12 protein-coding genes are annotated in these 13,483 nt (G+C 69.5%); 4 read left to right on the forward strand and 8 right to left on the reverse strand.

Annotated features, from left to right (window positions below):
• The first annotated feature begins 87 nt into the window (after positions 1 to 87).
• On the forward strand, positions 88 to 747 hold the full coding sequence (locus tag NM961_RS10045; protein WP_255914109.1) for a hypothetical protein: 660 nt from the start codon (positions 88 to 90) through the stop codon (positions 745 to 747).
• A gap of 34 nt (positions 748 to 781) precedes the next feature.
• Here NM961_RS10045 and NM961_RS10050 read toward each other — a convergent pair whose 3' ends face one another.
• Together NM961_RS10050 and NM961_RS10055 are read right to left on the reverse strand one after the other, a co-directional pair.
• The gene (locus NM961_RS10050; RefSeq protein WP_255914110.1) at positions 782 to 1,366 is read right to left on the reverse strand and encodes a 2'-5' RNA ligase family protein; all 585 of its coding nucleotides are present in this window, start codon (positions 1,364 to 1,366) and stop codon (positions 782 to 784) included.
• 437 nt (positions 1,367 to 1,803) lie between these two features.
• Positions 1,804 to 2,394: a hypothetical protein gene (locus NM961_RS10055; protein ID WP_255914112.1), complete on the reverse strand. Its 591-nt coding sequence runs from the start codon at positions 2,392 to 2,394 to the stop codon at positions 1,804 to 1,806.
• Between the two features lie 224 nt (positions 2,395 to 2,618).
• Here NM961_RS10055 and NM961_RS10060 point away from each other — a divergent pair, with 224 nt between their 5' ends.
• Entirely contained in the window at positions 2,619 to 2,924 is a 306-nt protein-coding gene (locus NM961_RS10060; protein WP_255914113.1) for a putative quinol monooxygenase, read from the forward strand.
• Here NM961_RS10060 and NM961_RS10065 read toward each other — a convergent pair.
• The gene (locus NM961_RS10065; protein ID WP_255914114.1) at positions 2,897 to 3,346 is read right to left on the reverse strand and encodes a hypothetical protein; all 450 of its coding nucleotides are present in this window, start codon (positions 3,344 to 3,346) and stop codon (positions 2,897 to 2,899) included. The two genes, NM961_RS10060 and NM961_RS10065, sit on opposite strands and share 28 nt — an antisense overlap.
• A 636-nt stretch (positions 3,347 to 3,982) precedes the next feature.
• Between NM961_RS10065 and NM961_RS10070 the strand changes: the two genes are divergently transcribed.
• Entirely contained in the window at positions 3,983 to 4,435 is a 453-nt protein-coding gene (locus NM961_RS10070) for a YfbO family protein (protein ID WP_255914115.1), read from the forward strand.
• A gap of 57 nt (positions 4,436 to 4,492) precedes the next feature.
• Here the strand turns inward: NM961_RS10070 and NM961_RS10075 are convergent, their stop codons facing one another.
• From NM961_RS10075 to NM961_RS10095, 5 genes are all read right to left on the reverse strand, one after another.
• Positions 4,493 to 5,167 (reverse strand): hypothetical protein, encoded by a 675-nt coding sequence (locus NM961_RS10075; protein WP_255914117.1) that lies wholly within the window; start codon positions 5,165 to 5,167, stop codon positions 4,493 to 4,495.
• Between the two features lie 207 nt (positions 5,168 to 5,374).
• The gene (locus tag NM961_RS10080) at positions 5,375 to 6,766 is read right to left on the reverse strand and encodes a pectin acetylesterase-family hydrolase (RefSeq protein ID WP_255914119.1); all 1,392 of its coding nucleotides are present in this window, start codon (positions 6,764 to 6,766) and stop codon (positions 5,375 to 5,377) included.
• 329 nt (positions 6,767 to 7,095) lie between these two features.
• Entirely contained in the window at positions 7,096 to 7,545 is a 450-nt protein-coding gene (locus tag NM961_RS10085; protein ID WP_255914120.1) for a response regulator, read from the reverse strand.
• Positions 7,542 to 10,160: a CHASE domain-containing protein gene (locus tag NM961_RS10090; protein WP_255914121.1), complete on the reverse strand. Its 2,619-nt coding sequence runs from the start codon at positions 10,158 to 10,160 to the stop codon at positions 7,542 to 7,544. Before NM961_RS10090 ends, NM961_RS10085 begins: the two co-directional genes overlap by 4 nt.
• A 177-nt stretch (positions 10,161 to 10,337) precedes the next feature.
• A complete protein-coding gene (locus NM961_RS10095; protein WP_255914123.1) occupies positions 10,338 to 12,494 on the reverse strand; it encodes a putative bifunctional diguanylate cyclase/phosphodiesterase in 2,157 nt (718 codons plus the stop codon).
• A 379-nt stretch (positions 12,495 to 12,873) separates the two neighbouring features.
• Here NM961_RS10095 and NM961_RS10100 point away from each other — a divergent pair, with 379 nt between their 5' ends.
• Entirely contained in the window at positions 12,874 to 13,284 is a 411-nt protein-coding gene (locus NM961_RS10100; RefSeq protein ID WP_255914124.1) for a DUF3574 domain-containing protein, read from the forward strand.
• Positions 13,285 to 13,483: the final 199 nt, after the last annotated feature.

Consider the following 13,483-nt stretch of genomic DNA (forward strand, 5'->3'; position numbering starts at 1 on the left):
GCACCGGATCCAGCGCCGGAACGGCCGGCGCTTTCGCACAGGCCGGCAGCCCGGCACAATCGCGCCGGCATTCCGCAGGGGTATTCCATGGCGCCGATACTGGCCGATCCGCAGCAAAGCAACGCCGACTTCCTCCATGCCCACGCGGCGCCCGCGCGCATAGGCCTGGCCGGCGGCAGTGCGCTGATCGACCGCGGCATACGCAAGGCGCAGCGTCTGATTACCGCGGATGCGGCCGACAGCGCCTGGTCGCATGCCTTCCTGTTCGGCGAGCAGCGCAGTGACGGGCATTGCTGGGTGCTGGAGTCCGATCTGGACCTGCGCCACAAGCAGGTGCGCCTCGGCGCGCAGGAGAACCGCCTGGCCAAATACTTCGACGCGGCCGAATGGCCCAATCTTGCCGTGCTGGATTTCGGCCTGGATGCCGCGGCCAGCCGCCGCGTGCTGGCTGCCGCATTGGACCTGCTCGCCGATGCCACGCGCTATTCCCTGCGCGAGATCGTGGGCACCCTGTTCGCCCTGGCCCGGCCCAGCCTGCGCGAGCGCGAGAACCTGCTCGCGCGCGAAGGTTCGCTGTATTGCTCGGCCCTTGTACAGCACTGCTATGCCAGTGCGGGCATGCAGCTCATGCCCGGCGTCAGCGGCAAGAACACCACGCCGCAGGACATCGCCCATTCGCCGCTGCCGCACCAGGCATGGCAGCTGCTGCGCCAACCGACCCGCGCCGCCGCGCCGGGCCGCGCCTGAAAACCGTTCCGCCGCGGCGCGACTGATCCCGCCCTCAGCTGGCGCGCAGCGGCCAACGTCCAATTACCTCGTGCACGCCGCGGCCCGGCACGCTGCGGATCAGCACGAATTCCTGCGCATGCCAGCGCACCGGTTCCAGCACGGCTTCGCCGGCCAGCGGTTGGCTGGTATGGCAAAGGCTCACATGCGCGTCAAAGCGCGAAGCGCCGGGCAGGTACAACCCCTGCGCATACTGCGCGCCGGCCACGGCCAGGCGCAGGAAGCGCAGCACGCTCTGGCTCTCCGGCGAAGCGCGCAGCGCCAGTACATGCTGGCTGCCGCCCAGGCGCAGGCTGGCGATACGGTCGAACTCGACCCCGATCGCCGCGCCGCGCACCGATTCCGCCGCGCGCTGCAGCGCCTGCGGCAGCGGCTCGCGCAGGCGCTCGGCGCGGCCCGCTGCGCACAGCGCCGCATGCAGGTTGCAGAACTTGACCGGCCGGCCTGTCAGGCCGCGTTCGCGCAGCAGACGGTCGAGCCGGTCGACCATGCCGGCGCGGGCATCCAGGTCCGGCTCCAGCGCAAAGAAAAAATTCTCGTTGTCGCGTTGTGGATCATTCCACGCTGACGAATATGCCATCGTACTGCTCCGCACAGCCCGCCGCCGGCAGGTTCGATCTTAGCGGCAGCGGCGGCGGGAAACAGGCCGCGGCGGTTGCCGCTGTTGCGCAATCGGTGTCGCCGCGCAGGCACCGGATCTGCGGCGCGGCGGCAGGCGCTGCACCCTGCAGTTTCCATTCCCGCAATCGCTGGCGCGGCGCAACCGCGACGGATGCGCGCCACGGCGGCGCCGTGCGGGATTTCCTGCTGCAGCGCGCCATCGGCCGGCTGTCAGGCGGCGACGGAAAACGTCAGGAGTTTCCCGTCAACACAACGCCGCGGCACAGGCTCGCATCGGCGGCGCAGGCAAGGGCAACCATAGGCAAACATCCGCCGAAGCCGTGCACGCGCAGACGTGTGTGCCCGCCGCAATGCCGCGCCGCGATGCCGATGCGCGCAACCGCCGGAACGGCCGGCTCAGCCGCCGTCGCGCCCCAGCGCCAGCGCCGAACCCGTGAACGGCAGCACCAGCGCATAGCCGGCCGGTGCCGGCATGATCGCCTGTCCGTCGGCCGTGCCGAACTGGGTCACGCCGGCACCAAGCATGCGGGCCAGATCGTAGCGCTGGCCGCCGAATTCAAACGGCGTGCTTTCGGTGAGGCGGGCGGAGAACACATTCGAGGTAATCAGCGCCTGCCCGGCCGCGCCGGTCACCGTCGTACCCACGACCAGGCTGGTGCGGCGGAAGCGGCCTATGCATTCGCCGCGGGCGAAGCTGGCCGGATCGTCGAAATCGCCGGCCGGCCGGCGCTGCAGGAATACCGAGAAACTGCCGGCCGGATCCAGCCCCAGCTGCAGGCCGCCGTTGCTGAGCCGGGCAGCCTGGAACGGCTCGGCGGCGAAGGTGAAATGGGCGCTGGACTCCGCCGGCGCCGCCGCGAACAGCGGCGCGGCGATACCGCCCAGATGCAGGAAATAGCCGTAGTCGGCGATGGCGCCGCTCTTCTCGGCGGCGTAGAAACGCCCGGTCACGTACCAGGCCAGTTCGGCGGGCAGCAGCGGGGACATGGCAGCTCCGGCGGCAAGATGGAAAAGGCGAGAATATCGACCCGGCGCCGCCAGCGGCAACCGACAGCAGCGGGGCGGATACGCGGCCTCCCTGCGTTGGCGGACAGAATGCGGTCCACGCACCGACGACCGTGACGGCGGCACTTACACGCTGCCGCCCGATTGAAAGCGCCATGCCGCCCACGCCAAGATAGATGCTCTTTGCCACAGCCGCGGAGCCCGCCATGTACGGACTGATCGGAAAATTCACCGCCGTCGCCGGCCAGCGCGATGCCCTGGTCGAACTGCTGCTGGACTGCACCGACGACATGCCCGGCTGCCTGAGCTACGTCGTCGCCACCGATCCCGCCGATGCGGATGCCATCTGGATCACCGAAGTCTGGACCGATGAAGCCAGCCACAGGGCCTCGCTGTCGCTGCCCGCTGTGCAGCAGGCCATAGCCAAGGCCAGGCCGCTGATCGCGAGCTTCGGCAATGCGACCACGATCACGCCGGTCGGCGGCTACGGCCTGGGCCGCCGCGAGGGTTGATCCTGCGCCGCTGAAGTCGCCGCATCGCGCGGCGGGTCCACCGGCACCGCGGCCGGCGCCGTCTCCAGCGAAGCATCGGCAGCGCCTGCCGCTTCCGTGAGCATGGTCGTCGCAAGTTCCGCCGCGGGTGCCGGGGCCGCCGGTATTGGCATCGTCCGCGATTGCGGCGATTGCCGCCTCTCCGCCTGCCGGCGCCCCAGCAGCGCCGCGACACGCCGGTCGGCTTCCGCATCGGGCGGATCCAGGCCCTGGGCGCGCCGCAGCGCGCGGATCAGTTCCACCGAATCGGCATCCAGATGCAGGCTGATCTGCACGCCGGCCTGGGCCGCCACCTGCGGCAGCGCCAGACTCAACCAGACCGTGGCGCAGACCAGGACCAGACGGATCAGTTCGCTTGTACAACGCTGCGCGCGGGGATTCATGCGCCGCTCCTCGCAGCTGCCCGGCATGGCGGCGCAGCTGCATCAGCCGCCGGTACTGTCGCGTCCGGCTGAAGGACAAATGCAAACCGTATACTAGAAAACAACTTTACTCCGGATCACGGCGCCGGCAAATCGGAATTTCCCCCAAAAAACACGCGCTCCTTGTGGACATTGGCGTACAGCGCCGATCTGGGGGAATTTCCGCCCGCGCCCCTGGTGGACTTGCCGGCTTCCACCGCTCCGGGCCGCGGAACATGCTGGCCCGGCTGCGTTTCGAGGACAAAGGCGGGGCCGAAGCCGTCCTTGTCCAACGGCGTGTCCCCGCGCCTGGCGCGGGGACATGCCGGACCAGTGCAGCCCCTTGCGCAGCGTCGTCACGGCGCTTTCAGGCACCCGGCGCAAACCTTCGCACAGGCGCAGGTCCGCTGCGGTCGGCACCGCCGCCTGAGCCGCCGCACTGCGCCAGGCTGCCCTTCCGGGCGGTGCGATTCCGCGCCCGCGGCGATAGCGCCGCCCGAGCCGGCGCGGCGCCCACGTTTGCCGCTGCCGCAGGCTACGCGGAACCACAAATCCGCCACGCCCGGCGCCTGCGCAATACGGCACACTGCGCACTGACTTCCCGAACCGGAGCCCCGCATGGATCTGCAACGCCGCGCCGCCCTGCTGCAGCAGCTGGAAGGCCACGGCTTCAGCGCCGCACACCCGCGCGGCAGCGGCGCACGGCCGCTGCTCAGCCTGGCCGAGTTCTTCGAGGGCAACGACGACGACCGCAGCCTCGGGCCGCAGATTTCCGGCCCCCATCCCGGCATACAGGTACTGCACGCGCGCCTGCGCGATATCGCCGCGCGCGCCGACGTCAGCCACGTCCTGGTCGAAGCCGCCGATGCAGAATGGGCCTACGATTCCGACGACGAATGGGTGGTGGCCGAGCGCGTCGTCATCGTCACGTCGGCGCCCGCGGAAATCGTGGCCGAATGGCGGCGCGAACTCGGTGCGGCGGGACAGGTGAAAGGACTGCCGCAGCCGCCGGCGGCGAATGCACCGGCGGCCGGCGAAGAACAGGCAATCTGGCAACTGGTCTGGACCTGAGCATCGCAACGGAGCCCGTCCGGCCCTGCACCGGCAATCCATCCGCTACGCCGCCGTTCAGGGCTGTCCCGCCGCCCGCTCCCGTTCACGCTGCAGCCGCCGCCGCAGATACTCCTCGCGCGTCAGCCCGTCGGGAATCTGCGGCAGCGCCATCACTTCGGTCACGATCTGCGCCTCGCGCCGCTTGTAGTCGGCAAAAGCCGCATCGGCGGCCTGCTGCTGCATGAACTGGGCTTCGCGCCGCGCGCCGTCCTGCCGGTAGCGGGCGATGAGTTCGGCCTGGCGCGCGCCGCGCTCGACCTCGTCGGCGACGGTGGCCTGAATCAGGCCCAGGCGCAGGTTCATGGCTTCGCCGGCGGAAAGCTGGCGCGCAGCTTCGTAGCGGTCGACGGCCTGCTCCAGGCCGGCCGCTTCGCGTTCGCGCGCGGCGGGATCGAGCTGCGCCGCCGTGTCGAAGAAGCGGCGGGCCTGCTGTTCGAAGGCTTCGCGCTCGAAATAGGCCAGGGCTTGCGGAGTCTGCAACAGGCCGGGCTCCACCCGCACTGCGGCGACCGCACCTGTCGCTTCTGCCGTGGCGGCGGCCGTCTTTGGCGGCGGTGCGGCAACAGCTGTCGGCGGTGCCGCAAGCCGTGCAGTCGCGGCGCCCCGCCCGTTGCCGCGCAGTATCAGCATCAGCACCGATACCGCCAGCAGCACGCTCAGCAGTGCAATCAGGCGTTTTGCGTAACGCATGCTCCACTCCGAAGACAACCGGCACCAACCGCGGCCAGTCCATTCTGCGCCGCCCGGATTCCGGGCCGCGGCCGGGACCTACCGCACAGTGAAAAAACCGCCGCTGCTTCACCGATTTCCGCGTCACCGCCGCGGAAAATCCACGTTTGCGGCATGCCTGTCGACGCGGTGGCCGGACCACGCCGGCCACCGCGTCGACCACACGTACTACAACAGCTGATCGACCGTCCAATACAGCAGATTGAACGGCTTGGCCCGGTCCGCCGCGTCGCTGGCTTCGCTCGCATCCAGCACGGCACCCGAACCGTCCAGCACGCTGTCGATGAAGTTCTTCAGCTGCAGGTTGCGCTCCTGCACATCGCCGTTCTTGAAATCGACGATGGTGGTGCAATGGCTTTCGTTGAGCGCGCGATACTGCGGGAAATAGCCGCCGAAATTGGCCAGCCCGTCCAGGGTGCCGCGCAGGCGCTGGGTATCGACGGCCCATTTCGCGTGCACCAGCGCTTCCTTGGTCGCCTGGTCCGGCGCGTTGCCGATTTCCGGATAGAAGCGTTCGTACGAATAGCCGGAATAATTCAGGTCTTTCCAGAAATGCGTATGGCCGAGACGATCCGCCGGAAAACGCGCGGACAGCGCGCTGTACAAGCTGCCCAGATTGCCCGTGCTCAGCAGCGGCAAGTTGGCGGCGAGGAAGGAAACCGGGCCGCCGGGCAGGTCCAGACCCCAGGCGCTGCGGATCAGGCTGGTCAGCGGCACCGACGGATACTGTGCCGGGTCGCCGCCCGCGGGCGAGGAGAAGATCGGACCGGAATCGTCGATCAGATAGCCGCGGTCCGGCGCGAGATCGCGGCGCACGGCCGGATAATTGGTCAGGCTGCCGGCGCCGCCGGCGCTGCAGCCGGTGGCCAGCATCTGCGTCGGCCGCGGCAGATTGTCCTTCAGCCAGGCCACCACCGCGCGGGTATTGCGCACGCCGTTGTGATGCCAGACCAGCGGCGGATTGGCATTGCTGGGATCGGGATAAACCGCGACCTTGTCGCCGCTGTAGATGTCGCCGGTGCAATACGGCACATAGACCATGTTCCAGTTCTGCGTCTTCACCGCATCGAACGGACTGACCCGGGTCACGAACGGGCTGACCAGGCTAGCGCCCGGATTCATCAGCGCCATGTAGTCGTCGGGAATGCCGTTGGGATTGCGCGCGCCGCGCACGCCGGTCTGGCCGGTACAGCTGGCGTAGTCCCAGCAGGCGCCGCCGCCTTCCATGTAGACAATGGTGTTGCGCGTGCCGGCAACGCGGTTGACGAAGAATTTGTACGGCGAGCCGTTACCGCAGACCGCGCCGGTCTGCGGTGCCAGCTGTATGGTCTGCCACTCGCTGTAGGCGCCGGGGCGGAAGCCGTCGGCAAAGCCCGCCGGATTCGACAGCAGCGGGTACTGCCCCAGGCGCTGCGCCGGCGTCACCGGATTGTCCGCCCGCGGCGGCGTGACCAGGTTGGCCAGGGTCTGCCAGAAGGTGTAATCGCCGGGCTCGGCCAGCACCGGCGCGGCGACGGCCAGGCCGGCGATCAGTACGGCCAGGGAATTGCGCTTGCTCATGTCACTGCCTCCAGGGAAAGGACAACGACTGCTCGGATGGATGTGCGCAGCCGGCGCGGACCCGCGCCGGTCATTCCGCCGCGGCCCCCTGTCGCCGCGCGGCCCCCGCCGCGGCACAGCCGCGCGGAGCCTGCGCAGTTTTGGCTGCACGGGCTTTGCCAGCGAGGGCAGAAGCGGCAAGGATTGGGGGGGAAAGCGGTCAAGCCGGGATCCGGGATCAGGGATTCGCCGGGAGTGGGCGACGCAACCTGGCGCTTTCTGACCAGCAACGAAGCTGCGCCGCATTCCACAAATCCCCAATCCCCAATCTCCAGTCCCGCTGCCGGCAGCTACACCGGCGGCAGCACCACGATCGTGAACCAGAAGCTCTCTATGGTCTTCACCACCTGTATGAACTGATCGAAGTCCACCGGCTTGGTGATGAAGCAGTTCGCGTGCAGGTCGTAGCTGCGGGCCAGGTCTTCCTCGGCACGCGAGGTGGTCAGCACCACGACGGGTATGCGCTTGAGCGAGGGATCGGACTTGATCTCAGCCAGCACTTCACGGCCGTCGCGGCGCGGCAGGTTGAGGTCGAGCAGAATCAGGTCGGGCCGCGGCGCGCCGGCATAGTCGCCGCGGCGGAACAGGAAATCCAGTGCACGTTCGCCGTCCTGGACCACGTGCAGGCGGTTGCGCAGGTGGCCCTCGCGCAGGGCTTCGCGGGTCAGGCGCACATCGCCTTCGTTGTCTTCGACCAGCAGGATTTCCACCGGTCGTACCGTGTCGAACATCTCGCTCATGCCGCGGGCTCCAGTACTGGCAGGGTGAAATGGAAGGTGGCGCCGGCGCCGGGCATGGATTCCACCCAGATGCGGCCGCCGGCGCGCTCGACGATCTTCTTGCAGATGGCCAGGCCTATGCCGGTGCCGGCGTACTGCTGGCGCGGGTGCAGGCGCTGGAAGATCACGAAGATGCGTTCGGCATACTGCGGATCTATGCCTATGCCGTTGTCGGCGACGCGGAAATGCCAGAAGGCGTCCTCGCGCTCGGCGCTGATGCGCACCCGCGGCGTGCCCTCGGTGCAGAATTTCAGCGCGTTGCCGAGCAGGTTCTGGAACAGCTGGGCCAGCTGCGAAGGATCCATGCGCAGCAGCGGCAGCTCGCCGTATTCGATCACCGCACCGGTCTCGCGCACCCGCACGGCGAGGTTGCGCTGTGCCGCGGCCACGCACTCGGCCGCGGCGATCTCGCGGCCGGGCTCGGCGCGCGTGGCGATGCGCGAATAGGCCAGCAGGTCGTCGATCAGGCGCTGCATGCGCAGGGCGCCGTCGACGGCGAAGCCGATGAAATCGTCGGCGTCCTGGTCCAGCTTGCCCTTGTAGCGGCGCGCCAGCAGCTGCACGTAGCTGGCGACCATGCGCAGCGGTTCCTGCAGGTCGTGCGAGGCGACGTAGGCGAACTGCTCCAGGTCGGCGTTGGAGCGGGCCAGCTCCTCGCGCTGGGTTTCCAGCATCTGCTCGGTCTCGCGGCGCCGGCTGATGTCGCGCAGGATGGCGGTGAAGTTGGTTCCGTCGCCGGCGTTCCAGCCGGCAATTGAAATCTCCAACGGAAATTCACTGCCGTCGCTGCGCAGGCCGGACAGCTCTACGGTGCGGCCGATGATCCGCGCCGGCGCGCCGTCCAGGTAGTGCTGCATCCCGGCCAGATGGGCCTCGCGGTAGCGTTCCGGCATGATGCAGGTGACCGGCTCGCCCAGCATGGCCGCCGGCGCGTAGCCGAAGCAGCGTTCCGCGGCCGGATTGACGTAGCGGATGCGGCCGTCCGCGCCGGCGGCGATGATGGCGTCGTTGGCGGTATCGGCCAGAGCACGGAAGGCCTGCTGGCTGCGCCGCAGTTCGGCGGTCATCTGCACGGCCAAGCGTTCGGCCCGGGCGCGGCGGCCGGCCAGCAGCCAGGCGATGGCGAACAGCAGCAGGCTGCAGAACAGCCCGGCCAGCAGCACCCACAGCGGCAGCACCGAAGCATTCGCGCGCAGATAGTCCGGCCGCGCCTGCACCTGCAGCGTCCATTCGCGCCCGCCCAGCGACAGCACTTCGCTGTGGCGCAGGGTCCGCGGCCCTTCCGGCACGGGATCGGCGTGAAGCAGGCGCGCAGGCTCCGCGCCGGCGCCGTCGTACAGCTGCAGGGCCAGGCCGGCGCGATGTTCGTCGTCCACCGACTGCAGCCACTGTGCGGCCTGCAGCTGGAAGAAGGCCACGCCCAGGGTACGCGCGGCCTGGTCCTCGTCGCGCTTGCCCAGGCGCAGCGGCACGAATACGTAGAAGCCGGCGGCGGCCGGCGTTGCGGCATCGGAAGCGAATTCCATTTTGCCGCTCAGCACCGCCTCGTCGCGCCCCAGGGCCTGTTCCAGTGCCGGGCGCAGCACCGCATCGGTGCCCAGATCCAGCGCCGCGGCCGTGAGGTTGGCGCCGCGCAGCGGTTCGATGTAGGTCAGCGGGTAGTAGACCTCGCGCTCGCCCTCGGGCCGGATGCGCAGGCCCGGGCGGATCAGCGCGGCGATCCGGGCTTCGTAGTCGGCGCGCTGGTCCGCGGCGATGCGCGGCGCGTAGCCGACGCCGTTCACGCCGGGATAGCGCGTCTCCAGGTCCATGCGGTCCCAGTAGCGCCGCCATTCGTAGGCTTCGACGCTGTCGGAGGCGGCGAACAGCCCCTGCGCGCCGCGCAGCACGTCGATGTAGCGCAGCAGACTCAGGCGCAGCGCCGCGGCCAGGCGGCTGGCCTGCACGTCGAAGCGCTGCAACTGCGCGCTCTCCACCCCTGCGGCGCTGGCACGCCAGGCCAGCATGGTCGCGCCCAGGGCGATGGCGAAAACCAGCAGCGCCGGCGGCAGGCCGCTGTCGACCACCGCGGCTTCCTCGCCATCGCCGCCGCCCAGCGCGCGCAGCAGCAGCACGCTGCCGCCGCAGAACAGCAGACCCGCGCCGCTGAGCAGGGATACGCTGTTGGGCGAAGCCCAGCCCACCGCCGGCGCTATGCCGGCCAGCTGGCCGAACAGGCCGAAGGCGCCGACCGCCACGGCGCAGGCGGCGAGGACGATCACCGCCACATACCAGGGCCGGTGCAGGCGCGCCCGCGCGCCCAGCAGCAGGGCCAGCGCCGCGGCGAGTATGCCGGCCGCGCTGTTGCCGGGCAGTTCGCCCAGCCAGGCCATCTGCGCCGAAAGGCTGGCCTGGCGCAGCGGCAGCTGCAGCACGAGCACGATCAGGCTGGCCAGCACCGGCGGCAGACAAAGCAGCGCCACCAGCCGGTAACGGCCGCGGTATTCCAGCCAGATCGCCGCGCCCAGCAGCAACAGGCACAGCGCCGCCGGCCAGCTCGGCGCGAATTCGCGCAGGCCGGCCAGCTTCAGTGCCATGCCAACCAGCGCGCAGGCGCAGGTGGCAGCGGCACCGGCGAGGATCCAACGCCCGCCCTGCCCTGGCACGGCCGCGGGACTCACCCTGCACCGCCGCAACATTTATATGTGAAAAAAGCAACACCCTGTCGGCAGGACCGCGCCGGGACGCCGCGGACGCGGCCGCGAAGCAGCGGACTAGGCATGGTCGCCTCCGGTTGTGGCATCCGGCGCGCGCAGGCGCGCCTGGAACTGCTCTGCGGTCTCGGGCCGGCCCACGTGGTAGCCCTGCAGCCGGTTGCAGCCCAGCTTGCGCAGCACCGTCTGGTGGCGCGGGCTTTCCACGCCTTCGGCGACCACGTCTATGCCCAGGATGTGCGCCATCGCGATGATGGCGCGCACGATCACCGCATCGCGGGAATCGGTGGTGGCATCGGTGACGAAGCTGCGGTCGATCTTGATGATGTCGACCGGAAAGGCTTTCAGATAACTCAGCGAGCTGAAGCCGGTGCCGAAATCGTCGATGGCGATGCAGATGCCCAGCTCGCGCAGGGCCGACAAGGTCGCACGCGATTCGGCGCGCTGCATCACCGATTCGGTCAGCTCCAGCTCCAGCCGCGCCGGCAGCAGGCCGCTGCTCTGCAGCGCGCGCTGCACTTCGCCGTAGAGATTGCCGGCGTCGAGCTGGCGCGCGGAGACATTCACCGCGACGCTGGGCGGATCCGGCCGGCACTCGGCCCAGGTCACCGCGACGGCCAGGGCCTTGTGCAGCACCCACTGGCCTAGGCTCAGGATCAGCTCGGACTGTTCGGCCAGCGGCAGGAACTGGTCCGGCCCCAGCCGGCCGCGGCGCGGATGATTCCAGCGCAGCAGCGCCTCGGCGCTGACCACCTGGCCCTGCGCATCGACGATGGGCTGGAATTCCAGTTCCAGCTCGTCGCGCACCAGGGCATGGCGCAGTTCGCGCTCCAGGGCGAGGCGTTCCTGCAGCAGGCGGTTGAGGTCGGTGGAGTAGAAGTCGATGCCGCTGATGCCGCGCTGGCCGGCCTGGTACATCGCGGTCTCGGCACATTTGAGCAGGGCGGCGGACTCGTCCGCGTCAACCGGCGCCAGGCCCAGCCCGATCAGGCCGCCCAGATAGAACTCATGCTCGCCCACCCGGTAGGGCTGGCGCAGTGCATCGAGCAGCTGTTCGGCCAGCAGCGAGGCCTGGCTCATCGCATCGCGTTCTATGCAGGCCAGGGCGAATTCGGTGTTGCCGGTGCAGGCCAGCACCGTGCCTTCGGGCATCAGCCGCTGCATGCGCCCGACCGCGGCCTTGAGCGCCAGATCGCCCACGTCATGCCCCAGGCTCTGGTTGACCGCGCCCATGCCGGTCAGCGTCACCACCAGCACCGCCACTTCGCCGCCGCGGCGCAGCAGCGGCGGCATCAGCTGGCGCAGGGTATCGAGGAAACGGCGCCGGTTGGGCAGGCCGGTGACGGCATCGTGGCTGGCGACGAACTCCAGGTGTTCCTGCACCAGCTTGCGTTCGATCGCGTAGCGCAGCGCGCGCGCCAGGTGTTCGCCGTCGCCGCGCCCCTTGACCACGTAATCCTGTGCGCCGAGCTGGATCGCGCGCAGAGCCAGGTTCTCGTCGTCGCGGCCGCTCATCACCACCAGCGGCATGGGGCCGGCGGTCTGCAGCACGGCGCGCAGGGTTTGCAGCCCTTGCGAATCGGGCAGGCCCAGGTCCAGCAGCACGGCGGCGTAGCGGTGGCGGCCGAGCTGCTGCTGCGCCTCGGCCAGGCTGCCGACCACATGCAGCAGGTAGCGCGGATCGGCTTCGTGCAGCAGTTCCTGCACCAGGCGCGCATCGCCGGGCTCGTCCTCCACCAGCAGCACCGGCATCGCATCCGGCCGCGCGCCGGAGCCCGCCGGCAGGGTGACCACGCTGAGCCAGAAATGGCCGATGCTCTGCATCACGCCGAGGAACTGATCCAGGTCCACGGGCTTGCGGATGTAGCAGCTGGCGTAGGCGTCGTAGGCGCGGCGGATATCGGCGTCGGCACCGGACTGGGTCAGCACCACGACGGGAATGCGCGACAGGGTGGAATCGTCGCGGATGCGCTCCAGCAGCTCGCGCCCGTCCAGGCCGGGCAGGTTGAGATCGAGCAGGATCAGGTCCGGCAGCGGCTGGTGCGCATAGGCGTCGGTGCGCTGCAGCATGGCCAGCGCTTGCTCGCCGTCGGTGGCCACGCTCAGCCGGTTCAGCAGCTTGGCCTGCTTGAGCATCTCCACTGTCAGGCGCACATCGCCGGGGTTGTCCTCAACCAGCAGGATCTCCAGCGGCCGCCCGGTAAATTCCTGGCCCATCGTCGATCCCGTCGTCGATCCCGGTCGCCACCATACGAGAGCGAAGGTACGACGAAACGGGAAAGATGTGTACTCGCTGCGCGGGCTGCTATGTGGATTCTGCAACTATTGGCTGCGCGCCGCGGGCCACCGGCGCGGCCATCCGCGCCCGGCGGCGGCCGGGTGCGGAGCCCGCCGCGGTGGCGGCCGGGCTCCGGCGGCGCCCTGCCCCCTGCCCCTACCCGGTGCAGGCATCAGGCGGACACAACAGCGCCGCTCATCGGGGCGCCGCGGCTGGCGCGGAAACACGCCGCGGAAACGCGCCGGCAGTCCGCCTGCAGGGCCGGGCACGGTGCCATTGTTGCTAATCTGCCGCCATCCCAAGCCCATGCCTGCCACCATGAATCTGCCGCGCCCCGCCGCCCTCGCCTTCGCCGCACTGAGCCTGACCGCCTGCGCCACCGCGCCGCACCTTTCCTGCGCGCCGGCGCAGCAGGCATTGATCGCGGATGAACTGTTCTTCGGCACCGCCATGCCCCAGGGCCAGGTCACGCCGGAGCAATGGCAGGCCTTCCTCAGCGAGGAAGTCACGCCGCGCTTTCCCCAGGGCCTCAGCGTGGTTTCCGCCGCCGGCCAGTGGCGCGGCAACGACGGCAGCCTGGTGCACGAATCTTCTTACGTGCTGACCCTGGTCCACCCGGACGACGCGGCCAGCGAGGCCTCGATCCTGGCCATCGCCCAGGCCTACAAGACACGCTTCCGGCAGGAGGCGGTGATGCGGCTCAAGCAGCGGGCTTGTACCAGTTTCTAGCCTTCGTCTGCCGCTGGCAGTGCCTGTCGCGTCTGCAGCCGCTTGCGCAAGCGTGCAGCCGGACGCGCACGGCGCAGGGATTCGGGATTCGGGATTCGGGATTCGGGATTCGGGATTCGGGATTCGGGATTCGGGATTCGGGATTCGGGATTCGGGATTCGGGATTCGGGATTCGGGATTCGGGATTCGCAGGGAGTGT

It is taken from the genome of Tahibacter harae (genome assembly GCF_024437735.1).
Lineage (GTDB): Bacteria > Pseudomonadota > Gammaproteobacteria > Xanthomonadales > Rhodanobacteraceae > Tahibacter > Tahibacter harae.

Coding starts and splice junctions, on each gene's coding strand:
- NM961_RS10055 (WP_255914112.1), bottom strand. CDS start 2,394: ATGTCCCCGCTGCTGCCCGCCGAACTGGCCTGGTACGTGACCGGGCGT.
- NM961_RS10080 (WP_255914119.1), bottom strand. CDS start 6,766: ATGAGCAAGCGCAATTCCCTGGCCGTACTGATCGCCGGCCTGGCCGTC.
- NM961_RS10075 (WP_255914117.1), bottom strand. CDS start 5,167: ATGCGTTACGCAAAACGCCTGATTGCACTGCTGAGCGTGCTGCTGGCG.
- NM961_RS10090 (WP_255914121.1), bottom strand. CDS start 10,160: ATGGCACTGAAGCTGGCCGGCCTGCGCGAATTCGCGCCGAGCTGGCCG.
- NM961_RS10095 (WP_255914123.1), bottom strand. CDS start 12,494: ATGGGCCAGGAATTTACCGGGCGGCCGCTGGAGATCCTGCTGGTTGAG.
- NM961_RS10065 (WP_255914114.1), bottom strand. CDS start 3,346: ATGAATCCCCGCGCGCAGCGTTGTACAAGCGAACTGATCCGTCTGGTC.
- NM961_RS10050 (WP_255914110.1), bottom strand. CDS start 1,366: ATGGCATATTCGTCAGCGTGGAATGATCCACAACGCGACAACGAGAAT.
- NM961_RS10060 (WP_255914113.1), top strand. CDS start 2,619: ATGTACGGACTGATCGGAAAATTCACCGCCGTCGCCGGCCAGCGCGAT.
- NM961_RS10085 (WP_255914120.1), bottom strand. CDS start 7,545: ATGAGCGAGATGTTCGACACGGTACGACCGGTGGAAATCCTGCTGGTC.
- NM961_RS10100 (WP_255914124.1), top strand. CDS start 12,874: ATGAATCTGCCGCGCCCCGCCGCCCTCGCCTTCGCCGCACTGAGCCTG.
- NM961_RS10070 (WP_255914115.1), top strand. CDS start 3,983: ATGGATCTGCAACGCCGCGCCGCCCTGCTGCAGCAGCTGGAAGGCCAC.
- NM961_RS10045 (WP_255914109.1), top strand. CDS start 88: ATGGCGCCGATACTGGCCGATCCGCAGCAAAGCAACGCCGACTTCCTC.